At 62.5% G+C, this 20,223-nt stretch carries 16 protein-coding genes; 13 read left to right on the top strand and 3 right to left on the bottom strand.

Going from position 1 to position 20,223, the window contains the following annotated elements:
* Window positions 1-168: 168 nt before the first annotated feature.
* The 8 genes from xylA to V8689_RS11830 all read left to right on the top strand — a co-directional run bounded on the left by xylA (window position 169) and on the right by V8689_RS11830 (window position 9,157).
* Complete coding sequence (xylA, locus tag V8689_RS11865; RefSeq protein WP_056784163.1) at window positions 169-1,485, top strand: xylose isomerase; 1,317 nt, start codon at window positions 169-171, stop codon at window positions 1,483-1,485.
* A 101-nt stretch (window positions 1,486-1,586) separates the two neighbouring features.
* Window positions 1,587-2,585 (top strand): D-xylose ABC transporter substrate-binding protein, encoded by a 999-nt coding sequence (gene xylF, locus V8689_RS11860; RefSeq protein ID WP_056784161.1) that lies wholly within the window; start codon window positions 1,587-1,589, stop codon window positions 2,583-2,585.
* 97 nt (window positions 2,586-2,682) lie between these two features.
* Window positions 2,683-4,227 (top strand): D-xylose ABC transporter ATP-binding protein, encoded by a 1,545-nt coding sequence (xylG, locus tag V8689_RS11855; protein WP_056784159.1) that lies wholly within the window; start codon window positions 2,683-2,685, stop codon window positions 4,225-4,227.
* Window positions 4,228-5,364, top strand: coding sequence for a sugar ABC transporter permease (locus V8689_RS11850; RefSeq protein ID WP_056784157.1), 1,137 nt, complete (start codon window positions 4,228-4,230; stop codon window positions 5,362-5,364).
* A gap of 461 nt (window positions 5,365-5,825) precedes the next feature.
* Complete coding sequence (locus V8689_RS11845; RefSeq protein WP_003190524.1) at window positions 5,826-6,134, top strand: DUF6124 family protein; 309 nt, start codon at window positions 5,826-5,828, stop codon at window positions 6,132-6,134.
* A gap of 204 nt (window positions 6,135-6,338) precedes the next feature.
* Window positions 6,339-7,280 carry an ornithine cyclodeaminase family protein gene (locus V8689_RS11840; protein ID WP_056784154.1) on the top strand — a complete coding sequence of 314 codons (942 nt, stop codon included), beginning with the start codon at window positions 6,339-6,341 and terminating at the stop codon, window positions 7,278-7,280.
* A 117-nt stretch (window positions 7,281-7,397) separates the two neighbouring features.
* Window positions 7,398-8,531 carry an NAD(P)/FAD-dependent oxidoreductase gene (locus tag V8689_RS11835; RefSeq protein ID WP_056784151.1) on the top strand — a complete coding sequence of 378 codons (1,134 nt, stop codon included), beginning with the start codon at window positions 7,398-7,400 and terminating at the stop codon, window positions 8,529-8,531.
* Window positions 8,531-9,157 carry a helix-turn-helix transcriptional regulator gene (locus V8689_RS11830; RefSeq protein WP_056784149.1) on the top strand — a complete coding sequence of 209 codons (627 nt, stop codon included), beginning with the start codon at window positions 8,531-8,533 and terminating at the stop codon, window positions 9,155-9,157. Before V8689_RS11835 ends, V8689_RS11830 begins: the two co-directional genes overlap by 1 nt.
* Window positions 9,158-9,281: 124 nt before the next feature.
* Here the strand turns inward: V8689_RS11830 and V8689_RS11825 are convergent, their stop codons facing one another.
* Together V8689_RS11825 and V8689_RS11820 are read right to left on the bottom strand one after the other, a co-directional pair.
* On the bottom strand, window positions 9,282-10,058 hold the full coding sequence (locus tag V8689_RS11825; RefSeq protein ID WP_014718054.1) for an ABC transporter substrate-binding protein: 777 nt from the start codon (window positions 10,056-10,058) through the stop codon (window positions 9,282-9,284).
* Between the two features lie 175 nt (window positions 10,059-10,233).
* A complete protein-coding gene (locus tag V8689_RS11820; RefSeq protein ID WP_056784144.1) occupies window positions 10,234-11,733 on the bottom strand; it encodes a CoA-acylating methylmalonate-semialdehyde dehydrogenase in 1,500 nt (499 codons plus the stop codon).
* A gap of 108 nt (window positions 11,734-11,841) precedes the next feature.
* Between V8689_RS11820 and V8689_RS11815 the strand changes: the two genes are divergently transcribed.
* Window positions 11,842-12,771 carry a LysR family transcriptional regulator gene (locus V8689_RS11815; RefSeq protein WP_056784142.1) on the top strand — a complete coding sequence of 310 codons (930 nt, stop codon included), beginning with the start codon at window positions 11,842-11,844 and terminating at the stop codon, window positions 12,769-12,771.
* Between the two features lie 9 nt (window positions 12,772-12,780).
* Here V8689_RS11815 and V8689_RS11810 read toward each other — a convergent pair whose 3' ends face one another.
* A complete protein-coding gene (locus V8689_RS11810; protein WP_056784139.1) occupies window positions 12,781-14,946 on the bottom strand; it encodes a TonB-dependent receptor in 2,166 nt (721 codons plus the stop codon).
* A gap of 109 nt (window positions 14,947-15,055) precedes the next feature.
* Between V8689_RS11810 and V8689_RS11805 the strand changes: the two genes are divergently transcribed.
* The 4 genes from V8689_RS11805 (at window position 15,056) to V8689_RS11790 (ending at window position 20,213) form a co-directional block, all read left to right on the top strand.
* Complete coding sequence (locus V8689_RS11805) at window positions 15,056-16,228, top strand: MFS transporter (protein WP_056784135.1); 1,173 nt, start codon at window positions 15,056-15,058, stop codon at window positions 16,226-16,228.
* Between the two features lie 36 nt (window positions 16,229-16,264).
* A complete protein-coding gene (locus V8689_RS11800; protein ID WP_032892325.1) occupies window positions 16,265-16,780 on the top strand; it encodes a sigma-70 family RNA polymerase sigma factor in 516 nt (171 codons plus the stop codon).
* A complete protein-coding gene (locus V8689_RS11795; RefSeq protein ID WP_056784133.1) occupies window positions 16,781-17,749 on the top strand; it encodes a FecR domain-containing protein in 969 nt (322 codons plus the stop codon).
* A 100-nt stretch (window positions 17,750-17,849) separates the two neighbouring features.
* Window positions 17,850-20,213, top strand: coding sequence for a TonB-dependent receptor (locus V8689_RS11790; RefSeq protein ID WP_060766254.1), 2,364 nt, complete (start codon window positions 17,850-17,852; stop codon window positions 20,211-20,213).
* Window positions 20,214-20,223 lie beyond the last annotated feature (10 nt).

The following is a 20,223-nucleotide window of genomic DNA, read 5'->3' as shown; positions in this document are numbered from 1 at the left end:
GAGGCACTTCCCCACCGTAAAGTCAGACGTTTCCCTAAATCCTGTACTCCCTGAGCCGTTCTCAGCCCTTAACTCAAAATCGCACTCCCCTTTGGTGATTTTCATAATCAGCCGCCCAGGCGCCATTGCTAGTATCCAGACACCGCCCAGAACAATAAGGAAACCCCCATGCCGTACTTCCCCGGTGTCGAGAAGGTGCGCTTCGAAGGCCCTGCCAGCACCTCTGCCCTCGCGTTTCGTCACTACGACGCCAACAAATTGATCCTCGGCAAGCCCATGCGGGAGCACCTGCGCATGGCGGCCTGTTACTGGCATACCTTCGTGTGGCCGGGAGCGGATATGTTTGGGATGGGGACGTTCAAACGTCCGTGGCAGCGCAGTGGCGATCCGATGGAGGTGGCCATCGGCAAGGCCGAGGCGGCGTTTGAGTTTTTTTCCAAGCTGGGCATCGACTACTACAGTTTTCATGACACCGATGTGGCGCCCGAAGGCAGCTCGCTCAAGGAGTACCGCAACCACTTTGCGCAAATGGTCGACCACCTGGAGCGCCATCAGGAACAGACCGGCATCAAGCTGTTGTGGGGCACCGCCAATTGCTTCAGCAACCCGCGTTTTGCCGCCGGGGCTGCGAGCAATCCAGACCCAGAGGTGTTCGCCTTCGCCGCCGCCCAGGTGTTCAGCGCGATGAATGCCACGCTGCGGCTCAAGGGCGCCAACTATGTGCTGTGGGGTGGCCGTGAGGGTTATGAAACCTTGCTCAACACCGACCTCAAGCGCGAGCGCGAACAGCTCGGGCGCTTTATGCGCATGGTGGTGGAGCACAAGCACAAGATTGGCTTTACGGGTGACCTGTTGATCGAGCCCAAGCCCCAGGAGCCGACCAAACACCAATACGATTACGACAGCGCCACCGTGTTCGGCTTCCTGCATGAGTACGGCCTGGAACACGAGATCAAAGTGAACATCGAGGCCAACCACGCGACGCTGGCCGGGCACAGTTTTCATCATGAGATCGCCACCGCCGTGTCGTTGGGGATCTTCGGCAGCATCGACGCCAACCGCGGCGACCCGCAGAACGGTTGGGACACCGACCAGTTCCCCAACAGCGTCGAGGAAATGACCCTGGCCACCTATGAAATCCTCAAGGCCGGCGGGTTCAAGAACGGCGGCTATAACTTCGATTCCAAGGTGCGCCGCCAGAGCCTCGACGAGGTGGACCTGTTCCACGGCCACGTCGCCGCCATGGATGTGCTGGCCCTGGCGTTGGAGCGTGCGGCGGCGATGGTGCAGGACGACCGCTTGCAGCAATTCAAGGACCAGCGCTATGCCGGGTGGAGCAAGCCATTGGGCCAGGCGGTGTTGGCCGGTGAGTTCAGCCTGGAGTCATTGGCTGAACATGCCTTTGCCAACGCGCTGGACCCACAGGCGGTGAGTGGGCGCCAGGAGATGCTTGAGGGCGTTGTGAATCGGTTTATTTATCGGTGACATTTGCACGACAAATCTCTGCACAGAGCGTCGAGTGACGCTCTACAGTTCAACCCGCACCACGCTGTGTCTTTCCAACAACAATAAAAGGACGCACCACCATGAAGTCATTCAAACCTGCCCTGCTCGCCGCAACCCTGGCGCTGCTCGCCCTGCCGGTAATGGCCGATCCTGCGCACCCGAAAATCGGTTTTTCCATCGACGACCTGCGCCTGGAGCGCTGGTCTCGCGACCGTGATTACTTTGTCGCCGCCGCGGAAAAGCTCGACGCCAAGGTGTTCGTGCAGTCTGCCGATGCCAACGAACAGAAGCAGATTGCCCAGATCGAAAACCTCATCTCCCGTGGCGTCGATGTGATCGTGATCGTGCCGTTCAACGCCACGGTGTTGACCAACGCGGTAGCCGAAGCCAAGAAGGCCGGGATCAAGGTGGTGTCCTATGACCGCCTGATCCTCAACGCCGACATCGACGCCTACATTTCCTTCGATAACGAAAAAGTCGGCGAGATGCAGGCCAGCGGCGTGTTGCAAGCGGCGCCCAAGGGCAATTACTTCCTGCTGGGCGGTGCGCCGACGGACAACAACGCCAAGGTGCTGCGCGAAGGTCAGATGAAGGTGCTGCAACCGGCCATCGACAAGGGCGATATCAAGATCGTCGGCCAGCAATGGGTCAAGGAATGGAACCCCACCGAAGCCTTGAGCATTGTCGAAAACGCCCTGACCCGTAACGACAACAAGATTGACGCCATCGTCGCCTCCAACGACGCCACCGCCGGCGGTGCGATCCAGGCCCTGGCCGCGCAGAAGCTGGCGGGCAAGGTGCCGATCTCCGGCCAGGACGCTGACCTGGCGGCGATCAAGCGCGTGATCGATGGCACCCAGACCATGACCGTGTACAAGCCACTCAAGCTGATCGCCACCGAAGCGGCCAAGCTTTCGGTACAACTGGCCCGCAGCGAAAAGCCTACCTATAGCTCGCAATACGACAATGGCAGCAAGCAGGTCGACACCATCCTGCTCACGCCGACGCCGTTGACCAAGGCCAACATCGATGTGTTGGAGAAAGACGGCTTCTATACCAAAGAGCAGATCGGCCTGTAGGTGCTGGCAGGCAGCCCGTGTCGCCTGGGGTTTTTTCGCGAGCGAGCTCGCTCCTACAGTGACGGTGTTTCGTCGGCCTTTTGTGTGAGCCATTGCCATGTCGCATTACCTGCTGAAAATGAACGGCATCGTCAAAAGTTTTGGCGGTGTCAACGCGCTCAACGGCATCGATATCAAGGTACGTCCGGGAGAGTGCGTCGGGTTGTGCGGTGAGAACGGTGCGGGGAAATCCACCTTGATGAAGGTGCTCTCGGCGGTGTATCCGCATGGCACCTGGGAGGGGGAGATCCTCTGGGATGGGCAGCCGCTCAAGGCCCAGTCCATCCGCGAAACCGAGGCGGCCGGGATTGTCATCATTCATCAGGAGCTGACCCTGGTGCCCGACCTGTCGGTGGCCGAGAACATCTTCATGGGCCACGAACTGACCCTGCCCGGTGGGCGCATGAACTACCCGGCGATGCTGCACCGCGCCGAAGCCTTGATGCGTGAACTCAAGGTACCGGACATGAACGTGGCACTGCCGGTGTCGCAGTATGGCGGCGGCTACCAGCAACTGGTGGAGATCGCCAAGGCGCTGAACAAACAGGCACGCCTGTTGATCCTCGACGAGCCCTCCTCGGCCCTCACCCGTGGCGAAATCGAGGTGCTGCTGGACATCATCCGGGGCCTCAAGGCCAAGGGCGTGGCCTGCGTGTACATCTCGCACAAGCTCGATGAAGTGGCGGCGGTGTGCGACACCATTGCGGTGATTCGCGACGGCAAGCACATCGCGACCACTGCCATGGCAGACATGGACATCCCGCAGATCATCACCCAGATGGTCGGCCGCGAAATGAGCAACCTCTACCCCACCGAGCCCCATGACGTGGGCGAAGTGATCTTCGAGGCGCGTAACGTCACCTGCTACGACGTCGACAACCCCAAGCGCAAGCGCGTCGACGACATCTCCTTCGTGCTCAGGCGCGGCGAAATCCTTGGCATCGCCGGCTTGGTGGGCGCCGGGCGCACGGAGTTGGTGTCGGCGCTGTTCGGCGCGTACCCCGGCCGCTACAGCGCCGAGGTGTGGCTGGACGGCCAGGTGATCGACACGCGCACGCCGCTCAAGTCGATCCGCGCGGGGCTGTGCATGGTGCCCGAAGACCGCAAGCGCCAGGGCATCATCCCCGACCTGGGCGTGGGCCAGAACATCACCCTGGCGGTGCTCGACACCTACGCGCACATGACCCGCATCGACGCTGAGGCCGAACTGGGCAGCATCGACCAGCAAATCAGCCGCATGCACCTCAAGACCGCCAGCCCGTCGCTGCCGATCACCAGCCTCTCCGGCGGCAACCAGCAAAAGGCCGTGCTGGCGAAAATGCTGATGGCCAAGCCCAAGGTGCTGATCCTCGACGAACCCACACGCGGGGTGGACGTGGGCGCCAAGTACGAGATCTACAAACTGATGGGCGCACTGGCGGCCGAAGGCGTGTCGATCATCATGGTCTCCTCGGAACTGGCCGAAGTGCTCGGCGTGTCCAACCGCGTGCTGGTGATTGGCGACGGCCAATTGCGGGGGGATTTCATCAATGACGGGCTCACCCAGGAACAGGTGCTCGCCGCTGCGCTCAGCCACAACAATAATGATCGGAAGACCGCGTAGATGAATCAGGTCAAACACCTTTTTACCCGCTACAAAATGCTCGCGCTGGTGATTGCCGTGGCGTTCATCTGGCTGTTTTTCAGTTGGCAGACCGAGGGTGGTTTTCTCACCCCGCGCAACCTCTCCAACCTGCTGCGGCAGATGTCGATCACCGGGATCTTGGCGTGCGGCATGGTGCTGGTGATCATCAGCGGCGAGATCGACTTGTCGGTGGGCTCACTGCTCGGGCTGTTGGGCGGGCTGGCGGCGATTCTGGATGTGGTTTATCACGTACCGCTATTGGCCAACCTGAGCCTGGTGGCGCTGTGCGGCTTGATGATCGGCCTGGCCAACGGCTACATGACCGCTTACCTGCGCATCCCGTCGTTTATCGTCGGCCTGGGCGGGATGTTGGCGTTTCGCGGGATTCTGCTGGGGATTACCGGCGGCACCACCATTGCGCCGGTGTCGCCGTCGCTGGTGTATGTGGGCCAGGGGTATTTGCCCCACAGCGTCGGTATCGGGCTTGGGGTATTGCTGTTTGCGCTGACGCTGTTCCTCACCTGGAAACAACGGCGCAACCGTGCGCTGCATGGGCTGGCTGCGCATTCACTGCTGCGCGATGCACTGCGGGTGGTGCTGATTGGCGCGGTGCTCGCAGGCTTTGTCACCACCCTCAACCGCTACGACGGCATCCCCGTGCCGGTGCTGCTGTTGCTGGCGTTGCTGGGGGTGTTCAGCTATGTCACGCACCAGACCGTGTTCGGCCGCCGGGTGTATGCGGTGGGCAGCAATATGGAGGCCACGCGGCTGTCGGGCATCAATGTGCAAGCGGTGAAATTGTGGATTTTCGGCATCATGGGGGTGATGTGCGCGCTGGCTGGCCTGGTCAATACCGCGCGCCTGGCGGCGGGTTCACCCTCGGCGGGCAACATGGGCGAACTCGACGCCATCGCCGCGTGCTTTATTGGCGGCACCTCGATGCGCGGTGGGTCGGGCACGGTGTATGGCGCGTTGCTGGGGGCGCTGGTGATTACCAGTTTGGACAATGGGATGTCGATGCTGGATGTGGACAGCTACTGGCAGATGATCGTCAAGGGCAGCATTTTGGTGCTGGCGGTGTGGGTGGATGTGAGTACGCGCTCGGGCAGGCGGTAACTCGCCCGCCAGAACATCATTGATTACCTGTGGGAGCTGGCTTGCCTGCGATGGCGGTGGCTCAGCTACCTCTTTACGGCTGACAGACCGCCATCGCAGGCAAGCCAGCTCCCACATTGACCGTGTTGCACTGTTGGGTTAGTGGCATTTGGTCATGGTTTGTAAAGGGCCAGCAAGGCGTGTCCCTTTAAATTGCAGGACGTTTCCTAGACAATCCTTGCCGCCTTGTGCCTGCTGGAATCGGTGGCTAGTCTGCGGTCCGTCACTGCCAAATCAGTGATCGGGTTTAGTCGCCCGGATTCGAGCAAGCGTTTGGTCCCATAACGTTTTTATGGTGGCTGTGCGCGGGGCGCCCTCGGGTGCGCCGGATGCTCTGGACCGGTCGACTAACCTGCGTACAGCCGCCACCCTACGTTTAGTCGCGAAGCGTGTCGGCTCCATGTTCATTCCGGAGCTACACCATGAATAAAGTACTACCTGATCCACCCATCGATCCCGCAAAAGACCGCGCCGCTTTCAACCGCGCCATCGACCATTACCTGCCTACCCAGGGCTTCCACTGCGTCAACGAAGACCTGAGTTTCGAAGACGCCCTGCTCTACACCGCCAGCCTGCTCGACAGTGCCTCTGCCACGGCGCTGGATTGCGGTGAGCTGCTGCAAAGCCCTGAACGGGCGAAGATCCTGGCCGTGTGGCATTTGCTGGAAATTGCAAAAACCACCGTAGATCGCTCCATCGAGTGCCTGACCGGCACCAAAGCCACTGCCTGACTGTAGGAGCGAGCTTGCTCGCGAAAAACTCACAGGCGCTGCGTTTCTTCAGGAAGCACGCGTTATCGTTGACGTTTTTCGCGAGCAAGCTCGCTCCTACAATGGGTGGGGGGACAGCCCCCATAAGCCTCATTTTTCCCTCGGGTTATTGCGGATAAAAACTAAAAGTCCATAATGGACAAATTAGTTTATTCGGAGAGCCCCATGTCCACGACGCCCCTCGTTATCGACCAGGCCCAGGCCCGTACCTTGCTGGCTCAAGTCGACGTGCCGTTGATTTTGCGCAAGCTGTTTCGCGACCTCGCCGCCGGGCAAGCGGTGCAGCCGGCGCAACAGCTGGTGGCGTTTCCCCATGGCGCCGGGGATTTCATCAACTACTTGGGCGTATTGGCCGAAGACGGGGTGTACGGGGTCAAGACTTCGCCCTACATCGTGCGCGAGCAAGGCCCGTTGGTGACGGCCTGGACCCTGCTGATGTCGATGCACAGCGGCCAGCCGTTGCTGTTGTGCGATGCCGCTGAATTAACCACCGCACGCACCGCCGCCACCACGGCCTTGGCGGTGGATGCGCTGGCCCCGGCGGCGGCGCAACGTCTGGCGATCATCGGCAGCGGTAAGGTCGCCCAGGCGCACCTGCGTTATGTGCAGAACCTGCGCGACTGGCAGCAGATCCGCCTGTACTCACCGAGCCTGGGCAGCGCCAGCGCCGAAACGCATGCACAGTGGGCCTGCCTGGACCCGCGCCTGACCCTCGCCACCACCTGCGAGGCCGCCCTGGAAGACGCGGATGTGATCCTGCTGTGCACTTCGTCCGCCGGCCCGGTCATCGACCCGTCACGCTTGAGCAAACCCGCGTTGATCACCTCCATCAGCACCAACGCACCGCGTGCCCATGAAGTGCCGCCACATTGCCTCAACCAGATGCACGTGTTCTGCGACTACCGCCAGACCACCCCGGATTCGGCCGGTGAGATGCTGATCGCCAGCGAACAGCACGGCTGGGACAAACGCACGATTGTCGGCGACCTGCCCGAGTTGTTCAGCGACATGGCCCAACGCCCGGCCTACGACCGTCACGTCTTTTTCCGCTCCATCGGCCTGGGCCTGGAAGACATCGCCCTGGCCAATGCCCTCTACAAACTGTAGGAGCGAGCTTGCTCGCGAAGACCTCACAGGCACTGCGTTTACACAGGATGGGCGCGTTATTGTTAACGTTTTTCGCGAGCAAGCTCGCTTCTACAATGCTTATTTCAGGAGTTCTTCATGAGCCAGGCAGACTTCATCATTATCGGCGGCGGCATTGCCGGCGCGTCCACCGGGTTCTGGTTGTCGCAGCACGGCAAGGTGTTGGTGCTGGAGCGTGAAAACCACCCGGCCTATCACTCCACCGGGCGTTCGGCGGCACTCTATACCGCCGCGTACGGCACCCCGCAGGTACGCGCGCTGACGTTGGCCAGCCGGGCCTTCTTCGACCAGCCACCCGCAGGTTTCTGCGAACACCCACTGCTGACGCCACGGGGCGAAATGACCGTGGATTTCAACGGTGACCCGGCCGAACTCGACAGCCAGTACCTGAGCGCCAAGGCCACTGTAGAACAGGTGCAGCGCCTGACGGTCGATGAAGCCTGTGCACGCTTGCCGATCCTGCGCCGTGAAAAAGTCCACGGGGCTATCTACGACCCCACCGCTTGCGACATCGACACCGACGCCCTGCACCAGGGCTACCTGCGCGGTATCCGCCGCAACCAGGGCGAGGTGCGCACCGACAGCCATGTGCTGGGCTTGAGCCGTGACGCCGATGGCCTGTGGCAGGTGCGCACCCAGGATGCAATCTTCACTGCGCCGGTCATCATCAACGCCGCCGGTGCCTGGGCCGACCACATCGGCGGGCTCGCGGGCGCCGCGTCCATCGGCTTGCAGCCCAAGCGCCGCTCGGCCTTTGTCTTCGCCGGCCCCGAGGGTGTGGACAGCCACGACTGGCCGATGCTGGTGGCCCTCGACGAAGCGTTCTACATGAAACCCGATGCCGGCATGTTCCTCGGCTCGCCGGCCAACGCCGACCCGGTAGAACCCCAGGATGTGCAACCCGAAGAGCTGGATATCGCCATGGGCATCTACCAGATCGAAGAAGCCACCACCCTGACCATCCGCCGCCCCACGCGCACCTGGGCGGGCTTGCGCAGTTTTGTGCAGGACGGTGATTTGCTGTCGGGCTTTGACCCGCAAGTACCGGGGCTGTTCTGGGTGGCAGCGCAAGGCGGCTATGGTATCCAGACCTCACCCGCCATGGGCCAGGCAAGCGCGGCCCTGGTGCGCGGCGAACCGCTGCCGGAGGCACTGACGCGGTTCGGCCTGGACGCTGGTATGCTCTCCCCGGTCCGCCTGGAGCCCCATTGATGAACACCGCTGAACAAGACAAGGTCATGCAGAACTTCCGCGCGATTGCCGATGCAATCGCCACGCTGTTCTTTCCCCATGCAGAAGTGGTGCTGCACGACCTGCGCACGCAAACCGTGGATTACATCGCCAATAACCTGTCCAAACGCAGCCTGGGTGACGACTCGTCCCTGGAGGACATGCTTGACGGTGACGTCAGCGAGGTGAATATCGGCCCTTACGAAAAGCTCAACTGGGACGGCCAGAAAATCCGCAGCCTGAGCACCGTGCTGCACGACCACAAAGGCCGCCGGCTGGCTGTGCTGTGCATCAACCTGAATATCTCACTGTTCGAAACGGCCAAGGCGGCGCTGGATTTATTCCTGTCGCCAAGCAAGCTGATTGCACAGCCAGACGCGCTGTTTCGCGATGACTGGCAAGAACGCATCAACACCTTCCTGCATGCCTGGCTGCGCGAGCGTCAGTTGAGCCTGAACCTGTTGACCCGCGACCACAAACGCGAACTGGTGCTGGCGCTGCACGCCGAAGGGGCGTTCAAGGGCAAGAGCGCCTCCAACTATGTGGCCAATGTGCTGGGCATGGGGCGGGCGACGGTCTACAAGCATTTGAAGGAATTGAAGGCATGATCCATTGTAGGAGCGAGCTTGCTCGCGAAGAACTTTAACGATAACGCGTGCATCCTGGGTAAACGCGGTGCCTGAGAGTTCTTCGCGAGCAAGCTCGCTCCTACAAGAGTTCGATCCGATCGCATCAGTCGCCGTAGATATCGGCCTTGAAGTATTGCTGTGAAATCTTCTGGTATTCGCCGCTGGCGCGAATGCCGTCGATGGCCGCGTTCAATTCGCTGACCAATTCGCCATTGCCCTTGCGCACTGCAATCCCTGCCCCCTCACCCACGTATTTCGGGTCCTTGAGTTCCGGGCCGACAAAGGCATAACCCTGCCCACGCGGCATCGACAGGAAATCGCTCAGGGGGATGGTGTCGGCAAAGATCGCATCCAGGCGCCCCGCTGCCAGGTCCATGTAGATTTCTTCGTTATTGCTGTAGCGCTTGACGTTGATGCCCTTGGGCTCGAACACCTCGGTGGCATACCGGTCGGTGGTGGTGGCGCGCTGTACGCCGACGTTCTTGCCCTTGAGGCTGGCGTACTGGTCATCCACCACGGCGCCGTCCTTCATCACCAGGCGCGATGAGGTGAAGTAGTATTTGTGGGTGAAATCCACCGACTTCTTGCGGTCTTCGTTGATGGTCATGGACGACAACGCCATGTCGATCTTCTTGACCTTGAGGGACGGAATCAGCCCGTCGAACTCACCTTCAATCCATACACACTTGACCTTCATTTGCGCGCACAGGGCGTTGCCGATGTCGTAGTCGAAACCGACGATCTTGCCGTCGCCGGTCTTGGAGGCGAACGGTGGGTAAGCGGCCTCAATGCCGATACGCAGGGTTTTCTCGGCGGCCAGCAAGTGGCTGGAGGCAAACAGGCTCAGGGCCAGGGCGGGAAGGAGATGGCGTTTCTTCATGGACGGGTTCTCGCAAGTTGTTGTTGGTTTGGCAAGAGTGAAGAAAAACGTGCAGCGGCTTTTTTGTACTTATAATTCCATACTGGACTTTTATGTGTTTATCCGTCAACAGGCAAAAAAAATGTGGGAGGGCTTGAGCCCTTCCCACATCAGATCCTGCAGCACAGCTTAAACCTTACTTGGACACCGGCATCGCAAACTCCGCACCCTGCTCGATGCTCTCCGACCAGCGTTGCATGATCGACTTCTGCTTGGTGTAGAAGCGCACGCCCTCGGTGCCGTAGGCATGCATGTCGCCGAACAGGCTCTTCTTCCAGCCACCAAACCCGTGCCAAGCCATAGGCACCGGGATCGGCACGTTGATACCGACCATGCCCACTTCGATGCGCCGCGCAAACTCGCGGGCAATGTTGCCATCGCGGGTGAAGCAGCTGACGCCGTTACCGAACTCGTGGTCGTTGACCAGCTTCACCGCCTCGGCAAAATCGTTCACGCGTACACAGGCCAGCACCGGGCCGAAGATTTCTTCGCGGTAGATGCTCATGTCCCGGGTCACGTGATCGAACAAGGTCGCGCCGAGCCAGAAGCCGTTTTCCAGGCCGGGTTCGGTGGGCACGTAGTCACGGCCATCAAGCAACAACTGCGCGCCGGCGTGTACACCCTGCTCGATGTAGCCACTGATGCGTTCCAGCGCGGCCCGCGACACGATCGGGCCCATCTCGGCTTTCAAATCGCGACCATCGGTGATGCGCAACGTTTTGGCGCGCTCGGTCAAGGCGGCGATGACTTTGTCACCCACGTCGCCTACCAGCACCGCCACCGAAATCGCCATGCAGCGCTCGCCGGCACTGCCGTAGGCGGCGCCCATCAGCGCGTCGACGGTGCGTTCGATATCGGCGTCGGGCATCACCACCATATGGTTTTTCGCGCCGCCCAGGCCTTGCACGCGCTTGCCGTTGCGGGCACCGCTCTCGTAGATGTATTGGGCAATCGGCGTGGAGCCGACGAAGCTCACGGCCTTGACGTCCGGGTGTTCGATCAGCGCGTCCACCGACTCTTTATCACCCTGCACCACGTTGAACACGCCCTTGGGCAGGCCGGCTTCACGCAGCAACTCGGCCATGAACAGCGAAGCGCTCGGGTCGGTGGGGCTGGGTTTGAGAATGAAGGTGTTACCCGCCGCAATGGCGATGGGGTACATCCACATCGGTACCATCACCGGGAAGTTGAACGGCGTCACGCCGGCGACCACGCCCAACGGCTGGCGCATGGTCCAGTTGTCCATGCCACGGGAGACCTGGTCGGAGTGTTCGCCCTTGAGCAGGTTGGGAATGCCGCAGGCAAATTCAAGAATGTCGATGCCACGGTCCACTTCGCCCAGGGCATCGGTGAACACCTTGCCGTGCTCGGCGACGATGATGCGCGCCAGGTCGTCCTTGCGTTCGCGCAGCAGGTGCAGGTATTCGAACAACACACGGGCGCGACGGATCGGCGGGGTGTCGGCCCAGCCGGCAAACGCGGCCTGGGCAGCGGCGACGGCTTCGGCCACGGTCTGGCGGCTGGCCAGGGCCACACGGGCGGTGACTTCACCGGTGGCCGGGTTGTAGACATCCTGATAACGATCATCGCGGCTGACGCGCTGGTCGTTGATGTAGTGCTCGATGGTTGCAGTCATGGCAGTCGATCCAGGTGGGTAGCGTTGGTGCACACGATAGGCTTTCGCTTTGTTCCGAACCAGAGCAGAATCCAGAACTTATTGTCCTTATAGGCGAACAATACACCCATGGAAAAGGCTGAGATCGAAGGGCTGTGGACCCACATTCACTGGCTGTCGGTGCTGGAGGAACAAGGCACCTACACCGCCGCCGCCGCGCGCCTGGGGGTGAGTAAATCGGCGGTGAGCCAGCGCATTTCCGACCTGGAAAAGGCCACCGGCACGCGCCTGGTGACGCGCACCACCCGCAGCGTGCGGCTGACCGATGCGGGGCTGTCATTGACTCGGGAAGTACGCAGCGCCTACGCGCAGATCGCCCGCAGTTTTTCCTCGGTGCGCGACTCGGTCGGGGAAATACGCGGGCTGGTGCGCCTGACCGCTCCCGTGGCGTTCGCCCGGCAACAACTGGTGCCGCACCTGTCTGGCTTTTTGCAGCAGTACCCCCAGGTGCGTATCCAACTGGACGTCTCCGATGCCTTGAGCTCACTGGCCGCCGAGGGTTACGACCTGGCGGTGCGTCACGGCTTCCAAGTGCCAGAAACCCATGTGGCGTGGAAGCTGTGCGACACCACCTCGGTGCTGGTCGCCACCCACGATTACCTGCAACGCCACGGCGCCCCCCGCGAGCCGGGCGAGCTGTCGGCCCACAATTGCCTGTTTTACCCACGCGGTACCGACCAACCCGCCTGGACCTTCGAGCGCGGCAGCCAACCCCTCGAGCGCCTCACCGTGCCCATCGCCGGCAGCTTTGCTACCAACAACAGCGAAGCCTTGCGCGACGCCGCTCTCAACCACCTGGGCATCGCCCTGCTCCCGGACTTCAGCGCCCAGGCGGCGCTGGACGCGGGCAAAGTGGTGCAGGTTTTGAAGGACTGGACACTCAAAGGCGCGTTTGCCAATGAGATCTATCTGATACGGCCCTACTCGCCCCATGTGCCCAAGTCGGTGAGTGCGTTGGTCAACTACCTGAAGGACAAACTCTCGGGCGGGTTCCGCTAGGCTTAAGGGTTAAAAGTCCACCGTCGCCGACAGCTGCAAAGTACGTGGATAGCCCGGCGAGAAGGCGCCGTAAGACGCGACGCCCGACCAGTACTCGCGGTCAAATACGTTCTGCACGGTGGCGCGCAAGGTGGTGGGCCGCCCTTCAATCTTGGTCGCGTAGCGTACGCCGGCATCAATGCGCGTCCAGGCATCCAGCTCCTGAGTGTTGGCCTGGTTGATGTATTGGCTGTCGGTATAGATCGCCCCGCCGGTGAGGGTAAAACCTTCCAGCCACGGGGTGTCGTACTCGGCCCACAGGTTGGCCTGGATGTCGGGCACGCCGACCGGCTTGTTGCCTCGGTTGGCGGCGGTCGCCGACTGGGTCAGCTCGCCATCGAGCAAGGTCACGCCGCCCATCAAGCGCGTGCCAGGCGCCACTTCGCCGTATACGCTCAGCTCGACGCCGCGGTTGCGCTGCTCGGCCTGCACCGAGTACACACCGTTGGCGCCCAATTCGCCGCTGGGCTTTTCGATCTGGAACAACGCCAGGGTGGTCATGAAGGTGCCGTGTTCATACTTCACGCCCAGTTCGTGCTGCTTGGATTCATAAGGCGCGAAGGTTTCACCGGCATTGCTGGCCGTGCCCGGCGCGATATCGCCTTTGCTCAGCCCCTCGACATAGTTGTAGTAGAGCGACACGTCATCCCAGGGCTTGACCACCACGCCCACCAACGGTGTGGTCGCAGCGTCTTTGTAGCGGGAACTCACCACACCCGCGGCGTTGTAGTTACGCGACTCGATGTCCTGGCGACGCACGCCCAGGGTCAACTGGATGCGCTCATCCAGAAAGCCCAGGGTGTCGGTGAGCGCCACGCCGGACAGCTCCGATTCGGAGATGCGCAGCACTTTCGGCGCCCGCAGGTTTTGCTGGGGCGTGTCCACCGGGTGGTAAATGTTGGAGCGGATCTCGGTGCCATTGTTGATGCCGCGAGACAGCTCGTCCTGGTAACGGGTCGCCATCAGCGTGGTGGTGTGGGTGATCGGGCCAGTGGCGAACTGCGCCCGCAGGCCCACATCGGCGGTGGAACGGTCGACGTTGAACTTGTAGTAGCCCGGAATATTACTGGTGTCGCCAGCGTCATTGAGGATGCGCGGCACCTGGTCCGACAAGCGCTTGACATCCGAACGCCCGCCGCCGGCATGGGCGAACACGGTGAGCGAATCGCTGAGGTCATATTCACCGCCGAGCAAGGCCGATTGCTCCTTGGTGTCGGACCAGCCCCACTTCTGCGGCAGGCTGGTACGGCCATTGGGGGCCGAAGGCACCTGTACGCCCGGCGCCAGGGTGAACGGCCGCGAGGCGCCTTCGAAACTTTCTTTCTGGCTGATGTAGTCCAGGTTCAGGCGCAGGCGCTCGCCGCGATAATCCAGGGCAATGGCGCCCACCCCCACGTCGCGATGCTGATCGTCCACGGCGGTGTCGCCTCCTTGCAGGCTGCCGTTGAAGCGCACGCCAAACTGGTTCTCCTCACCGAAACGGCGGCTGATATCCAGGTGGCCGCCGACCTGGGTGTCGGAGGCGTAACTGCCGGTAAAGCGGGTGAGGTCCTGGTCCAGCGGGCGCTTGGGCACGATGTTGATCACCCCGCCCACGCCACTGTTGGGCGAGATGCCGTACATCAACGCCCCCGGCCCCTTGAGCACTTCAACACGCTCGGCGTACTCGGTGAATGCGCGGTAGTTGGGCGCCACGCCATACACGCCGTCATAGGCCAGCTCACCCAGGTTGCCCTCGCCAATCGCAAAGCCCCGCACGAAAAACGAGTCGACAATACCGCCGGTCTGCCCGGTAGAACGTACCGAAGGGTCACGCTCCAGGGCATCGGCCACGGTCACAGTCTGCAGGTCGGCGAGGGTCTTGGCGGTGTAGCTGGTCACGCTGAACGGCGTGTCCATCACGTCCTTGTTGCCCAGCATGCCCAGGCGTGCGCCACGGGCCACCTGGCCGCCAGCGAGCACCTCGGGCAGGTCGGTGGGGCCCAGATAGCGGGCGTTGACGTTCGTCGCGTCAAGGGTCAGGCTCTGCGCGCTGTCGCCCGTTGACTCGGCGGTGGCGGCCCAGGCGTTGCCGCTGGCAGCAGCCAGCAACAGGGCGGTACGAATAGCGAGGGTTAACCGGCTGGCAACAGGCATGACGTCAGGGCCCTTTGATCAAGTGAAGTGAGAATTACGCTTGATGCCAGTCGACGCGTGAAAAAGTATCACCCCTGCCGCGACTTTTTTTGTATAGCGAGACTGCTCCATGCCACCCACCCGCGTCCTGATTGCCCTGCTGTTCACGATCCAGCTTGTGTCCATGGGCGCCATGGAAATGAGCGGGCCGTTCTGGCCGGTGCATTTACGCCAACTGACCGACTCCGACACGCTGTTCAGCTTCGCCAGCGTCGCCGTGTACGTGGGGCCGATGCTCGGCATCCTGTTGACCAGCGCGTTCTGGGGCCGTATCGGCGATCGCTACGGCCACAAGCTGATGATGATTCGCGCACTGGCAGGCCTGACCCTGACGCAACTGGGGCTGGCCCTGTTCAGCGACCTCTGGGCGATCCTGGTGCTGCGTTTTCTGCAAGGCGCCTGTGCCGGCTACATCGCCCCGGCCCAGGCGTATGGCGTGAGTATCGAGGTGCCGTCACGGCGCGCGCGGCTGTTTGCGCTGCTGCAGATTTCCACCAATGTCGGCTCGCTGCTCGGCGCCGTGCTCGGCGGCTTGATCCTCGACCATGCGACGTTCTTCTGGATCAACCTCAGCGCCGCGGCGCTCTGCGCGGTGTGCACAGTGATTGCAGCGCTGACCTTGCCGAACGTGCCACCGGTGAAGAAAACCACAGCCTCGTCAACGGGCGGCGCCTGGCAGGCCTCGGCCTTGCTGCCGCTGCTGACGGTGATGGGCATTCTGCTGCTGGCGCGGATGCTGCCGCAGACCTCGTTCGCGCTGTATGTGAGTACAACGTTCACTGTCAGCAATGCCATAGTCGGCCTGTGCTACGGCTTGCTGGCATTGGGTTTTATCCTGTCGGCCACCGCCTGGGCGCGCCACTTCGAAGGTCGCAGCCAGGCAGACAGCTTGCGCCGCCTCACCTGGGTGGTGGCCGGCTGCATCGCGCTCACCGCCCTCGCCGGCCTCACCCGCAACCCGCTGGTGTTTGTGGTCGCCTATTTTGTCTGGGGCGTATTGCTGGGCGCGACCACACCGGTACTGATGGCGCTGGTTTCAAAAACCGCCGACAGCGCGCAGCAAGGCCATGTGCTGGGGATCGCCCAAGGCACCGCGCAATTTGCCTCGATTGTGGGCATCTGCGCCGGCGGCCTGCTCAGCCAGGCCTATGGCTTGGCGTACACCTACCTGTTTGTGTGTGTGGCTTATGCCGTGGCGCTGATTGCGATTCTCGCGTTGCGCAACCGACGGGTTTGCACTTAGCATTGGGAATACTTCTCAATTGCACGGTTGCGCGCCATGAGCGAAAGCCTTCCCGCCGATAACACCCCTCACCTGCGCGCAATCGAGGCGCTGTACAGCGGCCATCACAGCTGGCTGTACGCCACGCTCAAACGCAAACTCGGCAATGCCATGGATGCGGCGGACCTGGCCCAGGACACCTTCACCCGTATCCTGGCCTCACAGGTTACCGTGATCGACCAGCCACGCGCCTACTTGAGCTGCGTAGCCAAGGGCATTCTGGTCAACTGGTACCAGCGCAAGGCCCTGGAACGTGCCTACCTGGAAGCGCTTGCCAGCGTGCCGGCCCACGAGGTGCCGTCGCCGGAAGCGCACTTCCTGGTGCTGGAGACCCTGCACGAAATCGACGCGATGCTCGACGCGCTGCCGCCGCTGGTCAAGCGTGCGTTCCTGCTGTCGCAGCTCAACGGCCTCAAATACCAGGACATCGCCGAGCAGTTGGGCGTGTCGCTGATCACCATCAAGCGCTACATGAAACAGGCACTCGTTCAGTGCCTGATGCGGGTGGAATAAGTGCTCAGCCTGGGCAAGGAACCGCCGCTGCCCACCGACGCCCTGGAAGAAGCCGCCGAGTGGCTGATGCGCCTGAGCGAGAACGAATTGAGCGCCAGCGAACGCGCCGAGTGGGAGCGCTGGAAGGTCAGCAGCCCCGAGCGTGGCCGTGCCTGGGCGCGCGCGCAATTGCTGCAAAGCAAGCTCGGTGGCCTGCCGCCGTCCCTGGCGATGTCGGCGCTGGACCGCCCCAGCAACCCGCAGCGCCGCGAAGCCCTGGGCAAACTGGCCTTGTTGCTGGCGGTAATGCCGGTGGGCTGGGGCAGTTGGAAGCTGGCGCAGTCCCAGCAATGGAGCGCCGACTACAGCACCCGCATCGGCGAGCGTCGCGAACTGACCCTGGCCGACGGCTCGCATCTGACCCTCAACACCGAGACCGCCATCGACGTGCGGTTCGACAGCCAGCAACGCCTGGTGAGCCTGCGCGAAGGCGAACTCCTGGTGCAGACCGCACAAGACGCATCCCGCCCGTTTCTGGTCAGCACCCGCCAGGGCCATCTGCAGGCGCTGGGCACGCGTTTTACCGTGCGCGAACTGGGCCCGCGCACGCATCTGGCGGTGCTTGAGGGCGCGGTCAAAGTGAGGCTGGCCGACAATAGCCAGAGCGCGCCATTGATCGTCAACGCCGGGCAACGCACGGATTTTTCCGCGCAACAGTTCGCTGCGCTCACCCCCGCCGACCGCAATGTGAGTGCCTGGACCCAAGGCATGCTGATGGCCGACAACATGCGCCTGGCAGACTTCGTCGCGGAACTGACCCGCTATCGGCGTGGCTTCGTGCGCTACGACCCGGCCATTGCCAACCTGCGTATTTCCGGGGCCTTCCCCATCGCCGATACCCAGCGCACCTTGAACATGCTGGTGCAAACCTACCCGGTGCGCGCCAACGGCCATTTGAATGGCTATTGGGTCAGCCTGTCGCCAGCTTGAAGCGGCGCAAAAATAAAACGCGGCGCGGCTGATACTTTTTTCGCGCTCGGCTGGCAAACACTCAAACCCCTTTTCCCTTTCGTCCATAGGGCTGCCCTCCATGCTTGTGATTCGCAGCGCGCTGCTCAGCCTGGCCCTGGCCGGTGCCGCCCTGGCGGACGTGCCGGCGCAATGGGACAGGGTGACGGTGCGCGCCTACCACATCGACCCCGGCCCGCTCGGCGCCACGTTGTCGAGCTTTGCCGTGGACGCCGGTATTGCGCTGTCATTTCTCCCGGCACTCACCGAGGGCCTGACCAGCCCAGGCTTATCCGGCCGTTACTCGCCCCAGGAAGCGGTCACGCACCTGTTGGCCGGCAGCGGCCTGGACATGGTGCAACGCAGCGACGGCAGTTACACCCTGGTGCCGGGCCAAGTCACGCTTTCGGACATCACCGTCAGCGCCCCCGAGCCACGCGCCACCGACCTGCCCCCGCTGTATGCCAGCGGCCAGGCAGCCACCGGCGCGCGCCTGGGCATGCTGGGCAATACCGACGTGATGGATGCCCCGTTCAGTGTCAGCGCCTACACCGCCGCGCTGATCCAGGACCAACAGGCAGCCACCGTGGGCAATGTGCTGGAGCGTGATTCCTCGGTGCGCTCCACCGGGCAGACGGGCGGGATTGTCGACTCGTTCTTCATCCGCGGTTTCCCGGTGGGTGAAGGCAACCTGGGAGAACTGGCGTTCGACGGCGTGTACGGCGTGGCCTCCAACTACCGGGTATTTACCGACTACGCCGAGCGTATCGAAGTGGTCAAAGGCCCCGGTGCGCTGCTGTACGGCATGTCACCCAACAGCGCGGTAGGCGGCGTGATCAACGTGGTGCCCAAGCGCTCCCTGGATGAAGACCTGACCCGCTACACCGCCAGCTACACCCAGGACGCGCAGGTCGGCAGCCACCTCGATATCAGCCGGCGCTTTGGCGACGAGCGCCGATTCGGCGTACGCCTCAACGCTAGCCTGCAGAACGGTGACACGGTGGTCGACCAGCAGTCGCGCGATGTCGGTATTGGCGCGCTGTCCCTGGACTACCAGGGCGAACGCCTGCGCACCAGCCTCGACCTGATCTCCCAACAGGAGAAACTCGACGCCGCCTCGCGCCCCTTCCTGATTGCTGCCGGCGTCGACGTCCCCTCCGCCGCCAACGGCCGCACCAACGTCAGCCAGGACTGGGGCTGGTCGCGCACGCGAGATAAATCCGCGCTGCTCAGTGGCGAATACGACCTCACCGACGCCGTCACACTGTTCGCCCATGCCGGGGGCGGCAGGTCGGCAGTGGCGCGCATGTCCGACCAGACGCCGACCCTCATCAACGCCGCCGGTGACACCTCGTCAATCCCCGGTTATTACCGTTTCAAGGTGCAGCGCTACACGGTCGACGCCGGTGCGCGGTTGCGCTTTGAGACCGGCCCCATCAGCCACAGCAGTACCGTGCAGGTCAGCCGTTATCGCGATGAGCTGTCGCGGGGGATTATTTCCGGGGCGCCGGTGCTGTCCAATCTCTACCATCCGGTGGACCGGCCCAAGCCTGTGATTGCCAAGCCCGCCACGCCGACAGTATCGGCCAGTGAACTGTCCGGCGTGGCCATCGCCGATACGTTGTCGGTGCTCGACCAGCGCGTGCAAGTCACCGTCGGCCTGCGCCAACAGCGTATCCAGTCCAGCAACTACAACAGCGCCGGCGTGGCCACCAGCACTTACGACGATGCCAAGGTCACGCCGCTGTTCGGCGCGGTGCTCAAGCCCTGGGAACATGTGGCGTTCTACTACAACTACCTCGAAGGCCTGAGCAAGGGTGACGTGGCACCTTCCAACGCCACCAACGCCGGTGAGGTGTTTGCGCCTTACGTGTCCAAACAGCATGAGGTCGGGGTCAAGGTCGACTACGGCACCTTCATGTCGACCCTGGCGCTGTTCCAGATCCACAAGCCCAGCGGCGAACTGGCCGCCGGGCGCTTCTCGGTACAGGGCGAACAGCGCAACCGTGGCCTGGAGTTCAATGTGTTGGGCGAAGTCGCCCACGGCACGCGCCTGCTCGGTGGCGTGACCCTGCTGGACGCCCAACTGACCAAAACCGCGATTGCCACCAACAGCGGCAACACACCGGTGGGCGTGCCCGACGTGCAAGCCAACCTGTGGGCCGAATGGGACACCTCATGGGTCGAGGGCCTGACGCTCACCACAGGCGCCATCTACACCGCCAGCCAGTACGTCAACCAGGCCAACACCCAAAAGCTCGACGCGTGGACCCGCTTCGACATCGGCGCACGCTACAGCACGCGTATCGCCGACCGCCCGACCACCCTACGCGCCACGGTACAGAACCTATTCGACCGTGAGTACTGGTCGGGCGTCGCCTCCTACGGCGCGTTTTCCCAAGGCTCGCCACGCACCCTCCTCCTCTCGGCCACGGTCGATTTCTGACACCTGCAAG

The sequence above is a fragment of the Pseudomonas sp. AK181 genome, from assembly GCF_051122975.1.
Taxonomy (GTDB): Bacteria; Pseudomonadota; Gammaproteobacteria; order Pseudomonadales; family Pseudomonadaceae; genus Aquipseudomonas; species Aquipseudomonas lactis.
This window is presented reverse-complemented; position numbering and strand designations above follow the sequence as displayed.

Bases quoted from the DNA above. Each gene is read 5' to 3' on its own strand.
- xylA (WP_056784163.1), top strand. From the start codon at position 169: ATGCCGTACTTCCCCGGTGTCGAGAAGGTGCGCTTCGAAGGCCCTGCC.
- xylF (WP_056784161.1), top strand. From the start codon at position 1,587: ATGAAGTCATTCAAACCTGCCCTGCTCGCCGCAACCCTGGCGCTGCTC.
- xylG (WP_056784159.1), top strand. From the start codon at position 2,683: ATGTCGCATTACCTGCTGAAAATGAACGGCATCGTCAAAAGTTTTGGC.
- V8689_RS11850 (WP_056784157.1), top strand. From the start codon at position 4,228: ATGAATCAGGTCAAACACCTTTTTACCCGCTACAAAATGCTCGCGCTG.
- V8689_RS11845 (WP_003190524.1), top strand. From the start codon at position 5,826: ATGAATAAAGTACTACCTGATCCACCCATCGATCCCGCAAAAGACCGC.
- V8689_RS11840 (WP_056784154.1), top strand. From the start codon at position 6,339: ATGTCCACGACGCCCCTCGTTATCGACCAGGCCCAGGCCCGTACCTTG.
- V8689_RS11835 (WP_056784151.1), top strand. From the start codon at position 7,398: ATGAGCCAGGCAGACTTCATCATTATCGGCGGCGGCATTGCCGGCGCG.
- V8689_RS11830 (WP_056784149.1), top strand. From the start codon at position 8,531: ATGAACACCGCTGAACAAGACAAGGTCATGCAGAACTTCCGCGCGATT.
- V8689_RS11825 (WP_014718054.1), bottom strand. From the start codon at position 10,058: ATGAAGAAACGCCATCTCCTTCCCGCCCTGGCCCTGAGCCTGTTTGCC.
- V8689_RS11820 (WP_056784144.1), bottom strand. From the start codon at position 11,733: ATGACTGCAACCATCGAGCACTACATCAACGACCAGCGCGTCAGCCGC.
- V8689_RS11815 (WP_056784142.1), top strand. From the start codon at position 11,842: ATGGAAAAGGCTGAGATCGAAGGGCTGTGGACCCACATTCACTGGCTG.
- V8689_RS11810 (WP_056784139.1), bottom strand. From the start codon at position 14,946: ATGCCTGTTGCCAGCCGGTTAACCCTCGCTATTCGTACCGCCCTGTTG.
- V8689_RS11805 (WP_056784135.1), top strand. From the start codon at position 15,056: ATGCCACCCACCCGCGTCCTGATTGCCCTGCTGTTCACGATCCAGCTT.
- V8689_RS11800 (WP_032892325.1), top strand. From the start codon at position 16,265: ATGAGCGAAAGCCTTCCCGCCGATAACACCCCTCACCTGCGCGCAATC.
- V8689_RS11790 (WP_060766254.1), top strand. From the start codon at position 17,850: ATGCTTGTGATTCGCAGCGCGCTGCTCAGCCTGGCCCTGGCCGGTGCC.